This is a genomic window from Smaragdicoccus niigatensis DSM 44881 = NBRC 103563 (assembly GCF_000380645.1).
Lineage (GTDB): Bacteria > Actinomycetota > Actinomycetes > Mycobacteriales > Mycobacteriaceae > Smaragdicoccus > Smaragdicoccus niigatensis.
Genome location: NZ_AQXZ01000016.1, coordinates 329,144 through 347,100 on the forward strand (window position 1 = coordinate 329,144; position 17,957 = coordinate 347,100).

A 17,957-nucleotide genomic window follows, 5' to 3' on the forward strand; every position below is an offset into this window, starting at 1 on the left:
CGCCGAACGATAGCGATATGTCGGTATCTCGAATCGATAGGGCCTACTACCTACTTGGTCTGCTTCTCATCGCCTCGGGCCTGTTCCACCTCGGGGTGTTCTTCATCTACGGCGGACCCTGGTTCGGGCCGGTGTCCTGGCGCAAGCCGACTACATTCGGCTTGTCGTTCGGCCTGACGCTCATCTCCGTCACGTGGGTCACGTCCTACCTGCACATCGGCAGGCGAGTGCGGGCTACCTTGCTCGGGGTCTTCGCCGCCGACTCATTCGTCGAGGTCGGTGGGATCACGCTGCAGGCCTGGCGCGGCAGACCCTCGCATCTGAACAGCGAGACGCCGTTCGACGCGGCGGTCTCGGCGACGCTGGCATTGGGCGGGTTCGTTCTGATCGCAGTGCTGACCGCGTTCGCGATCAACGCGTTTCGCCATCCACCGCGCGGTCCACAGGCCATGAGTGTCGCGGTACGGGCGGGCTTCGGAACGCTACTCATCGGTCTCGCCACTGGTGCGGGGATGATCGCCCGCGGCGTCGTGGTGAGCCGGGGCGGAGACCCACAGGCGGTGTACGACGCGATCGGCTTCCTCAAACCGGTCCACGGTGTCAGCCTGCACGGCGTCCTGGTGTTGCCGGTATTTGCCTGGATCATCGGTCGAACCCGACTGTCCGAGACATCTCAGTTGACGCTGGTCCGAGCGGCGGTAGGCGTCTACGCCCTCGCGATCGTCGGTGCGCTCTTCCTCACGATCGCTGCGGTCGTCTGAAACTGCCATACGATGCGATCATGATGCGCGCCGCGGGACTGTGCTGGGTCGCGAGCCTGCTCTATTTCCCGGTCAGTCTCGTGGTCGCGATGCAGTGGGATCCCGCCTACAGCGTCCGGGACAACTTCATCAGCGACCTCGCGGTGACGAGCTGCGGTGAGTTCCCGCAGCGCGGCGGAGTGTGCTCGCCATGGCACGCGCTGATGAACGTCAACCTCTTCGTGGTCGGCCTGTTCATCGCGGCGGGCGCTGGCCTGTGGTTCTGGCGAGCCACCGGCCGCGCACGGATTCCCTTGGCCGGCTTTGTCATTGCCGGGCTGGCCAATTCGTTGATCGGCATCTTTCCGCTGGACGCGGACCCCGGACCGCATACGGCGGCAGCGACCACATTCCTCATCGTGCATGTTCTGTCGATGATCGGGCTCGCCGTCATTTTTCGGGCACATCGCACTTTCGTGCTGTGGACCGGCCTGTGGGTCGCGGTGTCACTCATCGGCACCGCGGCCCTACAGACCGGCAGTCATTTCGGCCTCGGAATCGGGACGTCAGAACGACTCGCGCTCGATGTTCTTGCGATCTGGCGAGCGGGAGTCGGTCTGGCGTTGATCCGCGGGATTACCTTGGGTGAGCGCCGCCTGACGTAGCGCTACGGCGGCGGTTTCCCTGCCCCGACCGAGTCTGGCCCACGTTCGAAGTGCGAGTCTGGTGCCCCTGCCCGGAGCGACCCTGACCGCCCGAACGGCTCTGTCCACCCGAGCGATGCTGGCGCGGGCGCGCAGCCTCACCGGACAGTCCGACCTTGGCCGGCTTGACCGGTGCAGCCTGCACCGGCGACGGCTTCACCTTGGGGGCGACTTCGCCAACAAGCTTCAGCACGTGCTCGTGGTTCGGTGTCACCTGAACCGACGCGACCTTGATCGCAGCCTTGCGCATGACATCCGCGACGTCGCGGCGCTGTTCCGGCAGGACGATGGTGACGACGTCACCGGCGCTGCCCGCACGCGCGGTACGGCCGGAGCGGTGCAGGTAGGCCTTGTGCTCAGCCGGCGGATCAACGTGAACGACGAGTTCGACGTCATCGACGTGCACACCGCGAGCTGCGACGTCGGTCGCGACGAGAACACGCGCTTCGCCCGCAGTGAACGCGGCCAGGTTCCGGTCGCGAGCGTTCTGCGACAGGTTGCCGTGCAGATCGACGGCCGGAATGCCGGCCAAGGTCAGCTGCCGCGCGAGGTTCTTCGCCTGGTGCTTGGTGCGCATGAACAGAATCCGGCGGCCGGTTCCCGACGCGAGAGTCTGCACGAGCAGCTTCTTCGCCTCCGCGGACGGCACGTCGAAAACGTGGTGGGTCATCGCCGGTACGGCGGCCTGGGGCTCGTCGACCGAGTGCATGACCGGGTTGTGGAGGAATCGCTTGACCAGCTTGTCGACGCCGTTGTCGAGCGTCGCGGAGAACAGCAGGCGCTGGCCGCCGACCGGGGTGGCGTTGAGAAGCCGGGTGACGCCGGGGAGGAAGCCCAGGTCAGCCATGTGATCGGCCTCGTCGAGGACGGTGATCTCGATGGCTTCGAGCGAGACGAGGTGCTGACGGATCAGGTCCTCGAGACGACCGGGGCACGCGATGATGATGTCGGCGCCGGACCGGAGCGCCTGAACCTGACGGTTCTGCGAAACGCCGCCGAAGATCGTGGTGACGGTCAGTCCGGTGGCGCTCGCCAGCGGCTCGACGACGGCAGCGATCTGGGTGGCAAGCTCGCGGGTCGGTGCGAGAACCATGGCGCGGGGCTGGCCGCCAGCGCGGCGACGCGGCGCGCCGGCGAGCTTGCTGACCACCGGAATGGCGAAGGCAAGAGTCTTGCCGCTTCCGGTCCGCCCGCGGCCGAGCACGTCGCGTCCAGCGAGCGAGTCCGGCAGGGTGTCGGCCTGGATGGGGAACGCCGTCGTCAGCCCGCCGTTGGCGAGGGCTTTGACGATGGGCTCGCGCACACCAAGGTCGGCGAAAGTGGTGGTTGTCATACGGGGTTTGAGTGCCTTTCCGGCATCGGGTGCGCCCGTCATCGCTGATGCGGGCACAAGTGGCGAGATTGGCGGTGGCCAATATCGATCGCCGCAAAAGAGCTTGTGCCACGCGGCCGAAAAGCCGGTGCGAGAGGAAGCAATCCACGACGGGAAGGGCGCGATAAACGCGCTCCGTCGATGTAAGAGTACCTTGAACCGCCGCCAGAACCCGAATCTGTGATCTGGATCGCTCGAGACGTGCTCTAAACCCGGCGTCCGATGAAGGCCATCAGGTGCTCGTGCGGCGGTGCGTCGTCTGCCACCGGCATGGCCGGCCCATAGTGCCCCGAGGTGCGGAGCATCGCCTCGATCGGCCGCATTCCGGCGAGCAACTGCGCCGAGTACTCGGCGTCGAGAGTCTCATCCTGGGCGGTCGCCCGCGCGAGGTCCCACGTGTGCATGAAGACGTCGGACGTATAGAACTGGTCGATGATGTCGGCGAGGCGGCCAGTGCCGATCATCGGATGCGTGAACTGATCGTCGGCCGACCGTGCCAGCAATCCCTGCAGGTGCGCAACGTGCGACGCCCACGCATCGACGGGCGAGGTCTCGTCGACGGGCGGTAGTTCGACTCCCCCGCTCGCGAGGAATCCGCGAATCCAGGTGATCAAGTGATCGACGACGTCCCGCGCGACCCACCCCTCGACCGGCGCTGATGCATCCCAATCAGCAGTGCCTTCGACCCGCTCGGTGAACGTCGCCACGATCTCGTCGAATCGCTGGACCGGATCGGGCGAGAACGCCATCGGTATCACTCCTAGAGAACTCGCGTCACGACGCGTGGCACGACCACGAGCAGCGTAACGTCCCCTCGTAGAACTGCCATGGCGTACGGAACCAACAGGATTGGTGGCTGACACATGAACCCGATTGCGAAGAAGTTGATGGCCACCGCGAACAAGGCGGCGTCGGGTCTGTACCGCACGACGAACGGAAAAGTCGGTGGGTCGGTCCGGGGTCAAAAGGTCTTGATCCTCACTGTGCCCGGCCGCAAATCCGGTCAGCCGCGCAGCGTTCCGCTGGCCTACTTCGAGCACGGCGGTAACTACCTGGTCGTCGGGTCTGCGGGCGGAATGAAAGACGAACCCGACTGGATGAAGAATCTGGCCGCCGTATCGACCGCGTCGGTGCAGATCGGCGACTCGACCACCGCTGTTGCCGTGCGCATCGCCGCCGAACCGGAGCGGGCACTTCTCTGGCACGACGTGGTGCTGGCCAGGGCGCCGTTCTTCGCCGACTACCAGCGCAAGACCGATCGAACTCTCCGGATCGGCGTTCTGACGCCGCAATAGACTTCACTCCACATGGTCGACCTCGACATCCCCCGCCCGCCGACGAGCATCATCACCCTGATGCGGCTCGCGGCCGAGCGTGACGTTCGCCCGGAATCTCTTTTCACCGGCACGAGGCTCAGTGCGCGTGCAGTGAAAAAGCCCGGCGCCGAAGTCACCGCTCGGCAGGAACTGCGCTTCATCGCCAATCTGCTCGAAGAACTCGACGACCCGGAAGCCCTGGGCGTCGAGGCGGGAAATCACTATCACCTCACCATTTATGGAATCTTCGGGTTCGCGCTGGTCAGCAGCCCGAGTCTGCGGAGTGCGATCGACGTGGGGCTCCGATATGTCGACCTCTCCTTCGCGATGCACAAGATCCATTCGCGGGAAGCCGGCGGTGAATTCCACTTCGTACTCGACCCCACCGGGATCCCCCGCCGCCTCCAGCGATTCTGTATCGAACGGACGGCGTCGTCGATCCGGACGATTCACCGTGAACTCGCGGGTCCCGACCTTCCGAACATGCCGGCGCGCTTTGCCTTTCCCCCACCGAAGGACATCACGCCCTACGTCGACGCCTTCGGGGTCGAACCGGAATTCAATGCCGACGACAGCACGGTCGCGCTGCCAATGCAGCTTCTGGACGAACCGTTGCCGCAGGGCAACGAATACACCGCCGCGGCCACGCAACAGCAGTGCCGACAGCTTCTCGAGGAACGTCGACGCCGCACCGGGCTGTCCGGACAGGTTCGCGACCTGATGTTGTCCCGGCCGTCCGATCCGCCGAATGCGGACCAGATCGCCGCCGAGCTCGCGATGAGCCCCCGCACCCTTCGGCATCGACTCGCGGTGGAAGGAACGTCGTACCGCGAACTCCTCGATGAGATCCGCCAGCGACTGGCGGAGGAAATGCTCCTGACCGCGCGTTTGACGGTCGCGGAAACCGCTCAGCGTCTTGGCTATTTGGAGTTGTCGAGCTTCTCCCAGGCATTCCGTCGCTGGTACGGGATGAGTCCGCGCGAATTCCGAACGAGCCACATCGGCGCTTGATTCCCCTTGCGGATAGCCTCGGTCGCGACTAACGTACAACCATGTGGTTGTACGTTTGAATTTGAGCGACGCGGAAGTCGACCGCATCTTCCGCGCACTCGCCGACGCAACCCGACGCGACATCATCGCTCGGGTCCTGGGCGGGGAACCGATCTCGGTGTCCGCACTCGCGGAGCGCTACGACATGTCGTTCGCGGCAGTCCAGAAGCACGTCGCCGTGCTGGAGGGAGCAGGACTCGTGTCGAAAGAAACCAGCGGCCGAGAACGCTTGGTCCGCGGCAACCCGGAACGACTCGCGAAGGCGCGAGCACTTCTCGTCCAACTCGAAAACCTTTGGCGCGCACGGTTCAGCCAGCTGGACGCCGTGCTCGCAGAAACCGATTCCAAGGAGTAATCACCATGCCCATCTCATCGGTCACCTCGAATCCGGAGAACCTGACCCTCACCGTGATCGGCGACTACGCGGTCTCGCTGACGCGCCTCTGGGATGCCTGGACGGACCCGCGCAAGCTCGAGAAGTTCTGGGGACCGCAGACCTGGCCCGCGACGTTCACCCGGCACGACATGGCCGCCGGCGGACAGTCGGCGTACTACATGACCGGCCCAGAAGGTGAGACCGCGCACGGTTGGTGGCGTTTCCTCACCGTCGAGCCGTCCAAGCTCGTCGAGATCGAAGACGGTTTCGCGCACCCCGATGGCACGCCGAACGACACCCTGCCGACCACGCGCTTCTCGGTCTCGTTCGAAGAGACCGAGAGCGGCTCGCGATTCACGATCCTGACCTCGTTCTCGAGCATCGAGGACATGGAGCAGCTGACGAAGATGGGCATGGTCGAGGGTATGCAGGACGCGCTCAGCCAACTCGATGCCGTGCTCGCCGACCTCGCGACCTTCTCCGCGAACCTGCCGACCCACACGCAGATCCTCAGCGACACCCAGGTGCGCATCAGCCGGGTCATCAAGGGCACGGTCGAGCAGGTGTGGCGCGCACACCACGAGGCCGACCTCATCCGCCGCTGGATGCTCGGGCCGGACGGATGGACGATGCCGGTGTGCGAACCGGCCGCCGCCGTCGGCGAGACGTACCGCTGGGAGTGGGAGTCGACCGATGGGTCGAACCGCTTCGGTTTCGAGGGTGAACTCCTCGAGTTCGAGCCGCCGTACCGTGCGGTGACCACCGAGAAGATGATCGGTACTGATGGACCTACGACGATCAACGAACTCACGCTGACGCCGGTTCAGGGCGGCACCCTGCTCGCCTACGTCGCGACCTACCCGAGCGCCGAGGTGCGGGACATGATCCTGGGCACCGGCATGACGGACGGTATGGAGATCAGCTACCAGCGGATGGAGTCGGAGGTCCTCGCCGCTGCCTAGCCTGATCTTCGAGTTACTCGTTCCGGCAGAGTCGATCTTTGCCGGAACGAGTAACTTAACCGCCATTTTCTGCCTGTTATCAGGTGTTTCTCGCCAATAGCGTGGTGTTCAACGTCAACAGACACCACTAGCGAGGGACACACAATGCGCGCATCCACAATGCCGTCGGTCGCGATCATCGGAACCGGCTTCGGCGGACTCGGAATGGCAATCCAGCTGAAGAAGGCTGGCATCACCGACCTGACGATCTTCGAGAAGGCCGCTGATGTCGGCGGTGTGTGGCGCGAAAACGACTACCCGGGCGCAGCGTGCGATGTTCCGTCGCACCTGTACTCGTTCTCCTTCGCCCCGAAGTCCGACTGGTCACGCCGCTTCGCACCGCAGGCCGAGATCTACCAGTACCTGCGCGACTCGGCGGACAAGTACGACGTCCGCAAGCACGTCCGTTTCCAGACCGAGGTTCGTGGCTCCGAGTTCGACGAGCGTGCCGGCGAATGGGTCATCTATCTCGCCGATGGCAGCACCCACCGCGCCAACGTCCTCATCACCGCCACCGGCCAGCTGAGCCGCCCGGCGGTCCCGCGCATCCCCGGCATCGACTCGTTCGAGGGCGAGATCTTCCACTCCGCGACCTGGAACCACGACTACGAGCTCGAGGGCAAGAAGGTCGCTGTCATCGGAACCGGCGCCTCGGCGATCCAGTTCATCCCGACCGTTGCCGAGAAATCGGCCCACATGAAGCTCTTCCAGCGCGACGCGGCCTACGTCATCCCCAAGCCGGACTACGACTACTCGAAGTCCGCAAACGCGCTGTTCAAGCACGTTCCAGGTCTGCTCAAGCTCTCCCGCTGGGCCACCTACGCCGAGCTCGAACCGCGCGCTGCCGCCTTCGGCGACCTGCAGTTCCTCATGAAGCCGTTCCAGTGGAAGTTCCGCAGCTTCCTGGCTCAGGAGATCAAGGACCCCGAGCTGCGCGCCAAGCTCACGCCCAAGGACCCGATGGGCTGCAAGCGGATCCTGATGTCGAACGACTACTACCGCGCGCTCGCTCGACCGAACGTCGACGTCGTCACCGACGGCATCGTGGAGATCCGACCGGAAGGACTCGTCACCGCCGATGGAACTCTCCACGCGGTCGACGCGATCGTCCTGGGCACCGGCTTCGCGGCAACTGACTTCCTCTCTCCGATGCAGGTCACAGGCCTCGACGGAGCCGGACTCAACGACGTGTGGCAGGAAGGCGCAGAGGCCCACCTCGGGATGACCGTCTCCGGTTTCCCGAACTTCTTCATGCTCTACGGCCCGAACACCAACCTGTCGCACAACTCGATCGTGTTCATGCTCGAGTCGCAGATCGCCTACGTTCGGCAGGCGATCGAGAAGCTAGCCGAAGAGAACCTCAAGTGGCTCGACGTGCGACCGGACGTGCAGTCCGAGTTCAACACCCGCATTCAGCGCAAGCTCGCCGACTCGGTGTGGGCGCAGGGCTGCAAGAGCTGGTACACCCACGCGAGCGGTAAGAACACCCAGAACTGGCCGGGATTCACCTTCTCGTACCGCGCGGCGACCCGCGTGCTCGACTCCTCCGACTTCGTCGCCCAGCCGAAGACCGCTCTGGTGCTGGTGAACGCATGAACCGCCAGATCATGCGCGCGGTCGTGCGATCGGTCGTCCGGCCGGTCCTCGGCCCGAAGGTCCCCGTACGTTTTCAGCGTCGTCTGTTGAACGCCATGGGCCGGATCGCGATCCTCCCGCCGGGAACTCGCCGCGAACCCGCCGCACTCGGCGGTCGCCCGGCCGAGAAGCTGAGCCTTCCCGGCAGTGACGAAGGCGCGGCGATCCTTTACCTCCACGGCGGTGGCTACACCGTGGGATCGCCGGTCACGCACCGCGCACTCGCCGCACACATCGCCGAAGCCGCAGCGGTGCCGGTGTACACGCTCGACTACCGTCTCGCCCCCGAGCACCCCTTCCCGGCGGCCCTCGACGACGCCCTCGCGGCGTACCGCGAACTGCTCGCCTCGGGCCGGCGGGTCGCGGTCGCCGGTGACTCGGCGGGCGGCGGGCTCGCGCTTGCGCTGGTTCGCGTCCTGCTCGAGCAGCGTCTGCCGGCACCGGCCGGATTGGCACTCATCTCGCCGTGGGTCGACCTTCGCCTCGACCACGTCCGAGACGACTCGAACGATCCGATGTTGCGGCTGAGCTGGCTCAAAGCCTGCGCCGACCGCTATGCCGGGGACCTCTCCAACCCGAAGGTCTCCCCCATCCAGGCGTTCCTCGACGAGTTACCGCCGACGCTCGTTCAGGCCTCGGAGCACGAGATTCTGCGCGCAGACATCGAACGATTCGTCACCCGAACCGATGCCGAGTACCGAGTTCTCGACGGTCTCTGGCATGTCACCCATCTCCACGCCGGCCTCGTTCCCGAGGCCACCGCAGCCACCTTCGACATCGGCCTCTTCCTCGGCCAGATCCTCCAGAAAGCAGTTGCTCAGTGACCACCTCTCTCATCCAGGCGGCCACGGACGCCGACCAGGTCATCACCTATTCGCCGTTCGGCGGTCCCAACGCTCACCTCCCGCTCTCGACCGCCGATGACGTCGACGCCGCGTTCGCCAAAGCCCGTGCTGCCCAAAAGGGTTGGCACGATACTCCGATCCGCGAGCGCGCGGCGATCATCCTGCGCTTCCACGACCTGCTGCTCGAACGGCAGAACCAGGTCCTCGATCTCATCCAGCGCGAGAACGGCAAGGCTCGAAAGGATGCGTTCCTGGAAGTCGCGGACATCGCGCTCACGGCCCGCTACTACGCGAGGACGGCCGCGAAACTGCTCAAGCCGCGTCGCCGGCGGGGCGCCTTTCCGGTCCTCACCCACACGACGGAACTTCGGCAGCCGAAGGGCGTCGTCGCGGTGGTTTCACCGTGGAACTACCCGCTGAGCCTGGCGGTCGGTGACACGATTCCTGCACTGCTGGCGGGCAATGCCGTCGTGCAGAAGCCGGACACCCAAACCGCGCTCACCGCGTTGTGGGCCGTCGATCTCATGTACGAGGCGGGCCTGCCGAAGGATCTGTGGCAGATCGTCGTCGGCCCGGGCCGCGTGCTCGGCGATGCGCTGATGGCCAACGCCGACTACCTGATGTTCACCGGTTCGACGGCCAGCGGTCGCGGCATCGCGAGCGCCGCCGGCGAACGGCTCATCGGTTGCTCGCTGGAACTCGGCGGCAAGAACGCGCTGGTCGTGCTCGACGATGCCGACCTCAACAAGGCCGCCGAAGGCGCCGTCCGGGCGTGCTTCGCCTCGACCGGCCAGCTGTGCATCTCCATCGAACGCATCTATGTCCACGAAAGCGTCCACGACCGCTTCCTGCAGAAGTTCGCCAAGCGGGTTCGCGCGATGCAACTCGGATCCGACCTCGACTACCGCAACGACATGGGGTCGCTCACGTCGGAGTCGCAGTTCAAGACGATCAACGCGCATGTCGACGACGCGAAGGCGCTCGGCGCGACCGTCGTGGCCGGTGGCCAGGCCCGACCGGACCTCGGGCCGTACTTCTACGAGCCGACGATCCTCACCGGGGTCACCCCGGACATGGCCTGCTACCGCGAAGAGACATTCGGCCCCGTGGTGTCCGTCTACGCCTTCTCCAGCGACGACGAGGCGGTCGTGCTCGCCAACGACACCCCGTACGGCCTCAACGCGAGCGTCTGGACCCGTAGCGCCAAGCGGGGCCGTCGCCTCGGTGCCCGCCTGCATGCCGGCACCGTCAACATCAACGAGGCCTTCGCCGCCGCCTGGGGCAGCGTCGATGCGCCGATGGGCGGCATGGGCGATTCCGGTCTCGGCCGCCGGCACGGTGCCGAGGGAATCCTCAAGTACACCGAAGGCCAGACCATCGCTCACCAGCGCGTTATCGGCTTCCGTCCACCGAAACCGCTCTCCGAGAGCCAGTGGGCACGCTTGCTCACCTTCTCGTTCAGACTTCTCAAGAAAGCAGGAATGAAGTGAGCAACGACTCCACACAATTCGACTACGACGTTCTCGTTGTCGGCTCCGGCTTCGGCGGTTCCGTCGCGGCCTTGCGACTGACCGAGAAGGGGTACAAGGTCGGCGTCCTCGAAGCCGGACGTCGCTTCGACAAGGACTCCTACGCGAAGACCTCGTGGCAGATTCGCCGATTCCTGTGGGCCCCGCGGCTGGGTTGCTACGGCATCCAGCGGATCCACCTCCTCAAGGACGCCGTGATCCTGGCCGCGTCGGGTGTCGGTGGAGGTTCACTCGTGTACGCGAACACGCTCTACGAACCCCTCGAACCGTTCTACAAGGACAAGCAGTGGGCGCACATCACCGACTGGCGCAGCGAGCTCGCACCTTACTACCGCCAGGCCAAGGCGATGCTCGGAGTTCAGGACAACCCGGATCACACGCCGGCGGACAAGGTCATGAAGCAGATCGCCGACGACATGGGGGTCGGCGACACGTTCCACACGACCCCGGTCGGAGTCTTCTTCGGAGACAAGGACACGCAGCCCGGTGAAGCGATGGCCGACCCGTACTTCGGCGGTGCCGGGCCGGAACGAAATGCCTGCAACCGCTGCGGCAACTGCATGGTGGGCTGCCGCCACAATGCGAAGAACACCCTCGACAAGAACTACCTGCATCTCGCCGAGAGCAATGGCGCCGACGTTCATCCCCTCACCACGGTGACGTCGGTCCGGCCACTCCCCTTCGGCGGGTACGAGATCGACACCGTGCGCAGTGGTCGAAGCGCCAAGCGGAAGAAGAACCGTCGCACGTTCACCGCACGTCAGGTCATCTTCGCGGCCGGCACCTACAACACTCAGAAACTACTGCACCAGCTGCGGAACGACGGCACCCTGCCGGACGTATCCGAGCGCCTCGGATACCTCACTCGCACCAACTCCGAATCGATCCTGGGCGCGAAGGGCAAGTCGGCCGAGGCCAACTACGACTACGGCGTCGCGATCACCTCGTCGTTCCACCCTGACGAGCACACGCACATCGAGCCTGTCCGCTACGGCAAGGGCAGCAACTCGATGGGTCTGCTGCAGACCGCACTGACCGACGGCGGGAAGAAGACACCGCGTTGGATCACGTGGCTCCTCGCGATGCTGCTTCACCCGCGGAACCTGAGCTGGCTTTCGGTTCGGAAGTGGTCGGAGAAGACAATCATCCTGCTGGTCATGCAGACGCTGGACAACTCGATCACCGTCTCCGGCAAGAAGAATGCGTTCGGGCGCTTCAAGCTGACGTCGAAGCAGGGCCATGGCGCCCCGAACCCGACCTGGATTCCGTCCGCCAACGAAGCGGCCCGCCGAACGGCCAAGGCGATCAACGGAATTCCGGGCGGCACGATCGGCGAGATCGCCAACATTCCGATGACGGCCCACTTCATCGGTGGTTGCGCAATCGGCGACAGCGCCGAATCCGGCGTCATCGATCCATGGCACCGGGTCTACGGGCACGAGGGTCTGCACGTGACCGACGGTTCGGCGATCACCGCGAACCTGGGTGTGAACCCGTCGCTGACGATCACGGCGCAGGCCGAGCGGGCAATGGCGTTCTGGCCGAACAAGGGTGAGGCGGATAAGCGTCCGGAGCTGGGGTCGGAATATCGACGGGTTCCGGTGAGCGCACCGCGTCAGCCAGCGGTTCCGGACTTCGCGCCGGCGGCACTTCGTCTGCCTCTCACGGTCATCAAGACGCCGAAGGAGACCGCCGAAACCGTCTCATGACCCACACTGTGGTCATGGCGAACGAGCAACGCACTTCAGTGCTCGAGGTGCTGCGCGAGCGCCTCGCGACGACGAGTTCACCTGGACACCGCAGCGATGGTTTCCAGGTGGCACTCGCCATCGAGGGCGGCGGGAGTCGCTCGGCCTACTCGGCGGGAATGGCGATCGCGATCGACGAACTCGGGTTGACCAACTGCTTCGACTCGGTGTTCGGCACGTCCGGCGGAGCACTGAACGCGGCGTGGCTCGTCAGCGGAGACGCGCAGCGTTTCCTCCCCTCCTGGGGGTGGCCCGAGGTCGCGGCGAAGAAGGTGACCGATCCGCAGCGAATGTTGCGCGGCGGGCCGCTCGTGGACACGCGTGTGCTCGTTCATGAGGTGTACGAGTACGTCACCCCGATGAACTTCGCCGCGATCCTTGCCAGTCCCATCACGTGCCATCCGGTGGCAACCGACGCCCGTACCGGCGAACCGACCGACCTTCATCCGCACATCCGGGACACGTTGTCGCTGCAGACAGCGCTCCGTGCGAGCACATGCATGCCACTGGTCGCGGGGCGGCCGGTCGAGCTGGATGGCCGGACATTCGTGGACGGTGGATTGTCCGAGCCGGTGCCGTTTCACGCGGCGCTCAGCCACGGCGCGACGCACGTTCTGGTTCTTCGTACGCGGCGGTCGAACCAGACCGCCGAGGCAGCGACGCTCCTCGAACGCATCGTGCTCGCGCCGTACTTCACGCTGTTCGGTCCCGGCGCCGGTCGCTCGTTCGCGCAGCGCCATGTGGGCTACCTCGACGACGACCGTCGTCTCGACGGCGACGGCGCTCACCTACTGCAGGTCCGTCCACCGGTCGATGCCCCGAATGTCTCCCGGCTCTCCGGCGACCTGGCGCTCATCACGCGTGCGATCGAGATTGGGCGCACCGCAATGCATTCGGTGTGGGCTAGCTAGGTCGACGCCGGTCGTTGGGTTAACTAGACGGATGCCACTGAACGTGCGCCGGGCAGAGGGTTATTCGCGCTGGGAATCCGGCATCTACGAAAGATTCATCGCGCCGGGGGCGCTGCGCCTGGTAGTACCTCTGCTCAACCAGATCGCCGATGACCTTGAGCCGACATCGACCGTGATCGACATCGGATGCGGCGGCGGCCAACAATTGGCTCATCTGCACGACGTGGCCCCAAATTTGCGACTGACCGGACTCGACGCGTCCAAGTACGAGCTAGCGGCGGCGAAGACTCGTTTGGGAGACCGTGCCACATTGGTCGAGGCATCGGCGGATGCGATGCCGATCGCGTCCGAGAGCTTCGACGCCACTCTCTCGTTCTTCTCCATCAAGCATTGGCCGGACCAGAAGCTTGGCCTGGCCGAATGTGTGCGTATCACCAAACCTGGCGGTCGACTCCTCATCACCGAGCTCGACGCAGGCACGACTATTCGGGAGTGGCGTCAGTTCGCCAGAACCACGGCTGTCCCACCGATACTGCGCATGCTGTACGCCGTCGGGAGTCATCCCGTCGCAATCCGCTCGTCGATCAACGCAGACGACATGACCAGACTTTTTGCTGGACTGCCGCTCCGAGACGTGACCATTTCCCGTGTCGGTTCGAGTCCGCTGCTTGTTGGTCAGGCGACCATCGAGGGATAGGCGCGCGGGTTCACTCCCCCAGTGCCCGCACGTCCGCGACCACCTGATCCACCATCGCGACGCACATCCGGGCGCATTGATCGACGAGGTCCTCCCGCGCGACGTCGACGGTGCCGCCGAGCCAGTGCAGAATCAACTCAGCCGCGCCCGCCATGAACACGATCGTCACGAGGTCCAGGCGCTTGCGGAAGGTGTCGGGGTCGAGGTCGTAGACGAAGAGAATGTTGTCGGTGAGCAGCCGGGACAACGACTTCGTGTACGACATGCGCAGCTCGCGCAGGCTCTCCGAACCGATCGCCTCGACGTAGGCCCGCCCCTTGCGCGGGTCATCGAGGAGTGCGGAGAGCAGGATCGATGCGCAGAGTTGAGCCCGCTCGGGCAGGCTCTTCGGCGCTGCATTGAGCGCGGCAACGATTTTCTCGAAGGTCTCCAGCCCGAATTGGGCGAACGTCTCCATCAGCGCTTCTTCGCGGTTGGCGAAGCTCTCGTAGAAGTAGCGCTCGGTGAGTCCGGCCTGCTGACAGATCGCCGAGACCTTGAGGCCGGCCATGCCGTCGCGGTCGATGACATCGAGCATCGCTTCGATGAGCTGGGCTCGCCGGACCGCACGGCGCTCCTGGGCGGGAACCCCCCGGAATGGACGTACGACCTGACTCACGGGATCTATTCTCTCATCCGCTAGACGACACCGAGCCGGCGTGCTGGTTGGCTCAGACCGACATCGTCGACGAACGCGGCAATCTGGCTGAGCGCCTCCCGACTTTCCGGAAGGAATCCGACCACGAGTTGGAAGACGTGAATCTGGTCCTGCCACAACTGAAGTGAGACGGGCACCCGGGCCTGCGCGAGCTTGGTCGCCATGTGGCGATTGCTCACGGCGAGGGGTTCGGTGGAACCGGCTTGCAGCAGCGTCGGCGGAAAATCAGTGAGATCCATGTCCAACGGCCGCACCAGCGCCGACAGTCCGTCGGCGTCGTAGCAATACTCAGACGCTTCAGCAGCGAAGTGCCGAGGCCACATGGCGTCGCACTCGTGCTCCCCGCCGCGATCGTCGGGGTCCAGCCAGCCGGAAAAAGTGAGCAGGCCGGCAGGTATCGGGAGTCCGCTGTCGCGTGCCGCAGCCACCATTCCGAACGCGAGATTGCCGCCGGCGGAATCGCCACTGACGACCACGCGTCCCGGACTCTTCCGGCGGACGAGCCATCGGTACACCGTGAGGCAATCCGCGGCCATCTCCGCGACGTTCGCGACCGGCGGATGACGGTAGTCGAAGAGCAACACTCGAGCGTTCGTCGCCGCGGACAGCCGCACCGCAGCGTTCAGGTACATCTCGGGTGTCCCGAACACGAATCCGCCGCCGTGAATGTGCAGAATGGTTCGCCGTTTGGTCGTCACGTTCGGTGCCGAAACCCACAGCGCGCGAACACCATCCGCGTCGACCTCGAGCACGGTGCCGGCGACGTTGCGCGAACCGACCCATTTGGCGGCCGAGTCGACGAGAGCCATCGAACCAGCACTGATCGGATACCGATTCGCGACCGCTCGGACCACCCGGAACGGGAGGGCCGTGAGGCGCGACGCCAGACTGCGACCCGCGAAGAACTGCATGTCAGGCTGGCGAGACATGTTCACGTGTCAGATATTGACATACATCATTGTCAATGTGAAGATCCTGACAACCTTCGTGGTCAACAACGGACGAACTGTTCGCCCGCAGTAACGAGAGAGATCCATGACGCACTCGACATTTCCGGAAGCCTTCCAGGCCACGATCAAGCGCCGACCCGACGCCGTCGCGATCCGCACCGTCGGCGACGCCACAACCCTCACCTTCGCCCAATGGGGTGAGCAGGTTCGCGAAATCGCGGCGGGTCTCGCCGGTATCGGTGTCAGTCGCGGCGACAAGGTCGCGATCATGATGACTAACCGCCCCGAGTTCTACCCCGTCGACGTTGCCGCGCAGCACCTCGGCGCGGCGTCGTTCTCGATGTACAACACGTCGTCGCCGGAGCAGATCCACTATTGCCTCGCGGATTCGGGCGCGAAAGTCGCGATCGCCGAAGAGCAGTTCGTCCCACTGATCCAGAAAGCGAAAGCCGGCACGGATCTCGAGTACGTGATCTGCATCGACGGTTCTCCGGACGGCACGATCCCGCTCAGCGGACTGTCGGCATTCGCCGCGGACGACTTCGACTTCGACGCCGCGTGGCGTGCCGTTGAGCCCGACGATGTCCTGACCCTCATCTACACCTCGGGAACCACGGGCGACCCCAAGGGCGTCCAGTTGACACATGCGAGCGAGATGGCGGTGGTCGAGGCGACCCAGTCGTTGTTCCAGCTGTCGCACACGGATCGCATCCTCTCGTTCCTGCCGACCGCCCACATCGCCGACCGCTGGTCCGCCATGTACCAACTCATCGTTGCCGGAAACCAGGTCACGACAGTCGCGGACCGCACGCAGTTCGCGGCGGCGCTGGCGGATGTCCGCCCGACCATCCTCGGTGCGGTTCCGCAGGTGTGGCAGAAGCTCAAGGCCGCGATCGAGGCGAAGCTCGCGTCCGAGTCAGGCGTGAAGGCCCTCCTCGCAAACTGGGCGGTCGCCACCGGCCGCGCCGCCTCCGACGCTCGACTCGATGGCAAGTCCGTCAACCCGATCCTCGCGGTGCAGGAAGCGGTCGCCGACAAGCTCGTCCTGTCCAAGATTCGCGCTGCCATCGGCGTCGACCAGGTTAGCCTCGGCCTGTCCGGCGCCGCGCCGATCTCGGCTGACGTCCTCCGCTTCTTCAACGGCATCGGCATCCCGGTGAGCGATGCCTGGGGCCTGTCGGAGACCTCCGGCCTCATCACGATGAGCCCGAAGGGCGCGGTCCGACCCGGCACCGTCGGCAAGCCGATCGACGGCGTGACCCTGCGGATCGCCGACGACGGCGAAGTGCTCGTCCACGGGTCCGCGATCATGAAGGGCTACCTCAACAAGCCGGAGCAGACCGCTGAGGCGATCGACGCCGACGGTTGGTTCCATACCGGCGACATCGGTGAACTGACGAGCGAGGGCTACCTCAAGATCGTCGACCGCAAGAAGGAACTCATCATCAGCGCGGGTGGCAAGAACATGTCGCCGGCGAACATCGAGAGCTGGGTCAAGGCGTTTTCGCCGCTCATCGGCCAAGCCGTCGCGATCGGAAACGACCGCAAGTACAACACCGCACTGATCGTTCTCGACAAGGACGCGATTGCGTCGTTCGCACCGTCGGCTTCCCTGCCCCTCGAGGCCGACGCCCTGTCCGAGCACGATGCGGTCCAGGCTCTGGTCTCAAAGGCCATCGACGACGCGAACGCCAAATTGTCGCGGGTCGAGCAGATCAAGAAGTTCCGGATCGTTCCCGAGTACTGGGAGCCGGGCTCCGACGTACTGACGCCGACGATGAAGCTCCGCCGCAAGCCGATCGATAAGCAGTACTCTGCGCTCATCGAATCCATGTATGCCGAGTCGTCGACCAAGACCGCAGGAGCTACCAAGTGACTGATCCCGAACTGCAGAAGCTGACGGACTTCGTCCGCACTGCCATCCCGATTTTCGAGCCGATGGGCGTGACGGTCGTCGACCTTCGCCGCGGGCATGCCGCCGCAGAAATTCCGGCCGAGGCGAACGTGAACCACTTCGGCGTGATCTACGCCGGTTCGCTGTTCACCGTCGCGGAGATGCTCGGTGGAATCATCGGGTTCAAGAGCTTCGAGAACCTCACCGGCTTCGTGCCGCTCGTCAAGAGCATGTCGATCAAATTCCTCAAGCCGGGAACGACTCGAGTGCGTGCCACGACGTCGCTCTCCGAGGAGGAGATGGCTCGCATCGAGGCCGAGGCGCAGGAGAAGGGCAAGGCCGAGTTCATCCTCACCACTAAGGTCACCGACGAGAACGGAGTCGTCGTCGCGGAGACCGAAGGTGTCTACCAGATGCGCAAGTTCGGCTGATTTTTCACGGAACGGGTCATCCACTGCACTGATCGCGGTGGATGGCCTTTTCTGTACCTGG

At 64.8% G+C, this 17,957-nt stretch carries 18 protein-coding genes; 14 read left to right on the plus strand and 4 right to left on the minus strand.

Annotated elements, in window-relative coordinates:
* The first annotated feature begins 17 nt into the window (after positions 1 to 17).
* Positions 18 to 761 carry a hypothetical protein gene (locus F600_RS27905; protein WP_018160873.1) on the plus strand — a complete coding sequence of 248 codons (744 nt, stop codon included), beginning with the start codon at positions 18 to 20 and terminating at the stop codon, positions 759 to 761.
* 20 nt (positions 762 to 781) lie between these two features.
* Positions 782 to 1,405, plus strand: coding sequence for a DUF998 domain-containing protein (locus F600_RS0112050; protein WP_018160874.1), 624 nt, complete (start codon positions 782 to 784; stop codon positions 1,403 to 1,405).
* On the opposite strand, the gene F600_RS0112055 is transcribed toward F600_RS0112050, so the two are convergent.
* Both F600_RS0112055 and F600_RS0112060 read right to left on the minus strand, forming a co-directional pair.
* Complete coding sequence (locus tag F600_RS0112055; RefSeq protein WP_026306466.1) at positions 1,377 to 2,777, minus strand: DEAD/DEAH box helicase; 1,401 nt, start codon at positions 2,775 to 2,777, stop codon at positions 1,377 to 1,379. The genes F600_RS0112050 and F600_RS0112055 overlap by 29 nt on opposite strands.
* Positions 2,778 to 3,022: 245 nt before the next feature.
* Positions 3,023 to 3,565, minus strand: coding sequence for a DinB family protein (locus F600_RS0112060; RefSeq protein ID WP_018160876.1), 543 nt, complete (start codon positions 3,563 to 3,565; stop codon positions 3,023 to 3,025).
* Between the two features lie 114 nt (positions 3,566 to 3,679).
* Between F600_RS0112060 and F600_RS0112065 the strand changes: the two genes are divergently transcribed.
* The 10 genes from F600_RS0112065 to F600_RS0112110 all read left to right on the plus strand — a co-directional run bounded on the left by F600_RS0112065 (position 3,680) and on the right by F600_RS0112110 (position 13,924).
* On the plus strand, positions 3,680 to 4,111 hold the full coding sequence (locus F600_RS0112065; RefSeq protein WP_018160877.1) for a nitroreductase/quinone reductase family protein: 432 nt from the start codon (positions 3,680 to 3,682) through the stop codon (positions 4,109 to 4,111).
* A gap of 12 nt (positions 4,112 to 4,123) precedes the next feature.
* Positions 4,124 to 5,143, plus strand: coding sequence for an AraC family transcriptional regulator (locus tag F600_RS0112070; RefSeq protein WP_018160878.1), 1,020 nt, complete (start codon positions 4,124 to 4,126; stop codon positions 5,141 to 5,143).
* A 61-nt stretch (positions 5,144 to 5,204) separates the two neighbouring features.
* A complete protein-coding gene (locus tag F600_RS0112075; RefSeq protein WP_018160879.1) occupies positions 5,205 to 5,537 on the plus strand; it encodes an ArsR/SmtB family transcription factor in 333 nt (110 codons plus the stop codon).
* A 5-nt stretch (positions 5,538 to 5,542) separates the two neighbouring features.
* Entirely contained in the window at positions 5,543 to 6,520 is a 978-nt protein-coding gene (locus F600_RS0112080) for an SRPBCC family protein (protein WP_018160880.1), read from the plus strand.
* Positions 6,521 to 6,664: 144 nt separating this feature from the next.
* Positions 6,665 to 8,155, plus strand: a complete 1,491-nt coding sequence (locus F600_RS0112085) for a flavin-containing monooxygenase (protein WP_018160881.1) — start codon at positions 6,665 to 6,667, stop codon at positions 8,153 to 8,155.
* The gene (locus F600_RS0112090) at positions 8,152 to 9,018 is read left to right on the plus strand and encodes an alpha/beta hydrolase fold domain-containing protein (protein ID WP_018160882.1); all 867 of its coding nucleotides are present in this window, start codon (positions 8,152 to 8,154) and stop codon (positions 9,016 to 9,018) included. Before F600_RS0112085 ends, F600_RS0112090 begins: the two co-directional genes overlap by 4 nt.
* Positions 9,015 to 10,529 (plus strand): succinic semialdehyde dehydrogenase, encoded by a 1,515-nt coding sequence (locus F600_RS0112095; RefSeq protein WP_018160883.1) that lies wholly within the window; start codon positions 9,015 to 9,017, stop codon positions 10,527 to 10,529. Before F600_RS0112090 ends, F600_RS0112095 begins: the two co-directional genes overlap by 4 nt.
* On the plus strand, positions 10,526 to 12,277 hold the full coding sequence (locus F600_RS0112100) for a GMC oxidoreductase (RefSeq protein ID WP_018160884.1): 1,752 nt from the start codon (positions 10,526 to 10,528) through the stop codon (positions 12,275 to 12,277). The genes F600_RS0112095 and F600_RS0112100 overlap by 4 nt, the downstream gene beginning before the upstream one ends.
* A gap of 14 nt (positions 12,278 to 12,291) precedes the next feature.
* Positions 12,292 to 13,227 (plus strand): patatin-like phospholipase family protein, encoded by a 936-nt coding sequence (locus F600_RS0112105; RefSeq protein ID WP_026306470.1) that lies wholly within the window; start codon positions 12,292 to 12,294, stop codon positions 13,225 to 13,227.
* Between the two features lie 31 nt (positions 13,228 to 13,258).
* Positions 13,259 to 13,924, plus strand: coding sequence for a class I SAM-dependent methyltransferase (locus F600_RS0112110; protein WP_018160886.1), 666 nt, complete (start codon positions 13,259 to 13,261; stop codon positions 13,922 to 13,924).
* Positions 13,925 to 13,934: 10 nt separating this feature from the next.
* On the opposite strand, the gene F600_RS0112115 is transcribed toward F600_RS0112110, so the two are convergent.
* Positions 13,935 to 14,582: a TetR/AcrR family transcriptional regulator gene (locus F600_RS0112115; RefSeq protein ID WP_156024549.1), complete on the minus strand. Its 648-nt coding sequence runs from the start codon at positions 14,580 to 14,582 to the stop codon at positions 13,935 to 13,937.
* Positions 14,583 to 14,602: 20 nt separating this feature from the next.
* Positions 14,603 to 15,550, minus strand: a complete 948-nt coding sequence (locus F600_RS27910) for an alpha/beta hydrolase (RefSeq protein ID WP_051090798.1) — start codon at positions 15,548 to 15,550, stop codon at positions 14,603 to 14,605.
* 106 nt (positions 15,551 to 15,656) lie between these two features.
* Here F600_RS27910 and F600_RS0112125 point away from each other — a divergent pair, with 106 nt between their 5' ends.
* Both F600_RS0112125 and F600_RS0112130 read left to right on the plus strand, forming a co-directional pair.
* Positions 15,657 to 17,447, plus strand: a complete 1,791-nt coding sequence (locus tag F600_RS0112125; protein WP_018160889.1) for an AMP-dependent synthetase/ligase — start codon at positions 15,657 to 15,659, stop codon at positions 17,445 to 17,447.
* On the plus strand, positions 17,444 to 17,896 hold the full coding sequence (locus tag F600_RS0112130; RefSeq protein ID WP_018160890.1) for a PaaI family thioesterase: 453 nt from the start codon (positions 17,444 to 17,446) through the stop codon (positions 17,894 to 17,896). The genes F600_RS0112125 and F600_RS0112130 overlap by 4 nt, the downstream gene beginning before the upstream one ends.
* Positions 17,897 to 17,957: the final 61 nt, after the last annotated feature.

What these genes read in the sequence shown, in the direction of transcription:
- F600_RS27905 (WP_018160873.1), top strand. Translation starts at nt 18, where the DNA reads ATGTCGGTATCTCGAATCGATAGGGCCTACTACCTACTTGGTCTGCTT.
- F600_RS0112050 (WP_018160874.1), top strand. Translation starts at nt 782, where the DNA reads ATGATGCGCGCCGCGGGACTGTGCTGGGTCGCGAGCCTGCTCTATTTC.
- F600_RS0112055 (WP_026306466.1), bottom strand. Translation starts at nt 2,777, where the DNA reads ATGACAACCACCACTTTCGCCGACCTTGGTGTGCGCGAGCCCATCGTC.
- F600_RS0112060 (WP_018160876.1), bottom strand. Translation starts at nt 3,565, where the DNA reads ATGGCGTTCTCGCCCGATCCGGTCCAGCGATTCGACGAGATCGTGGCG.
- F600_RS0112065 (WP_018160877.1), top strand. Translation starts at nt 3,680, where the DNA reads ATGAACCCGATTGCGAAGAAGTTGATGGCCACCGCGAACAAGGCGGCG.
- F600_RS0112070 (WP_018160878.1), top strand. Translation starts at nt 4,124, where the DNA reads ATGGTCGACCTCGACATCCCCCGCCCGCCGACGAGCATCATCACCCTG.
- F600_RS0112080 (WP_018160880.1), top strand. Translation starts at nt 5,543, where the DNA reads ATGCCCATCTCATCGGTCACCTCGAATCCGGAGAACCTGACCCTCACC.
- F600_RS0112085 (WP_018160881.1), top strand. Translation starts at nt 6,665, where the DNA reads ATGCGCGCATCCACAATGCCGTCGGTCGCGATCATCGGAACCGGCTTC.
- F600_RS0112090 (WP_018160882.1), top strand. Translation starts at nt 8,152, where the DNA reads ATGAACCGCCAGATCATGCGCGCGGTCGTGCGATCGGTCGTCCGGCCG.
- F600_RS0112105 (WP_026306470.1), top strand. Translation starts at nt 12,292, where the DNA reads ATGGCGAACGAGCAACGCACTTCAGTGCTCGAGGTGCTGCGCGAGCGC.
- F600_RS0112110 (WP_018160886.1), top strand. Translation starts at nt 13,259, where the DNA reads ATGCCACTGAACGTGCGCCGGGCAGAGGGTTATTCGCGCTGGGAATCC.
- F600_RS27910 (WP_051090798.1), bottom strand. Translation starts at nt 15,550, where the DNA reads ATGTCTCGCCAGCCTGACATGCAGTTCTTCGCGGGTCGCAGTCTGGCG.
- F600_RS0112125 (WP_018160889.1), top strand. Translation starts at nt 15,657, where the DNA reads ATGACGCACTCGACATTTCCGGAAGCCTTCCAGGCCACGATCAAGCGC.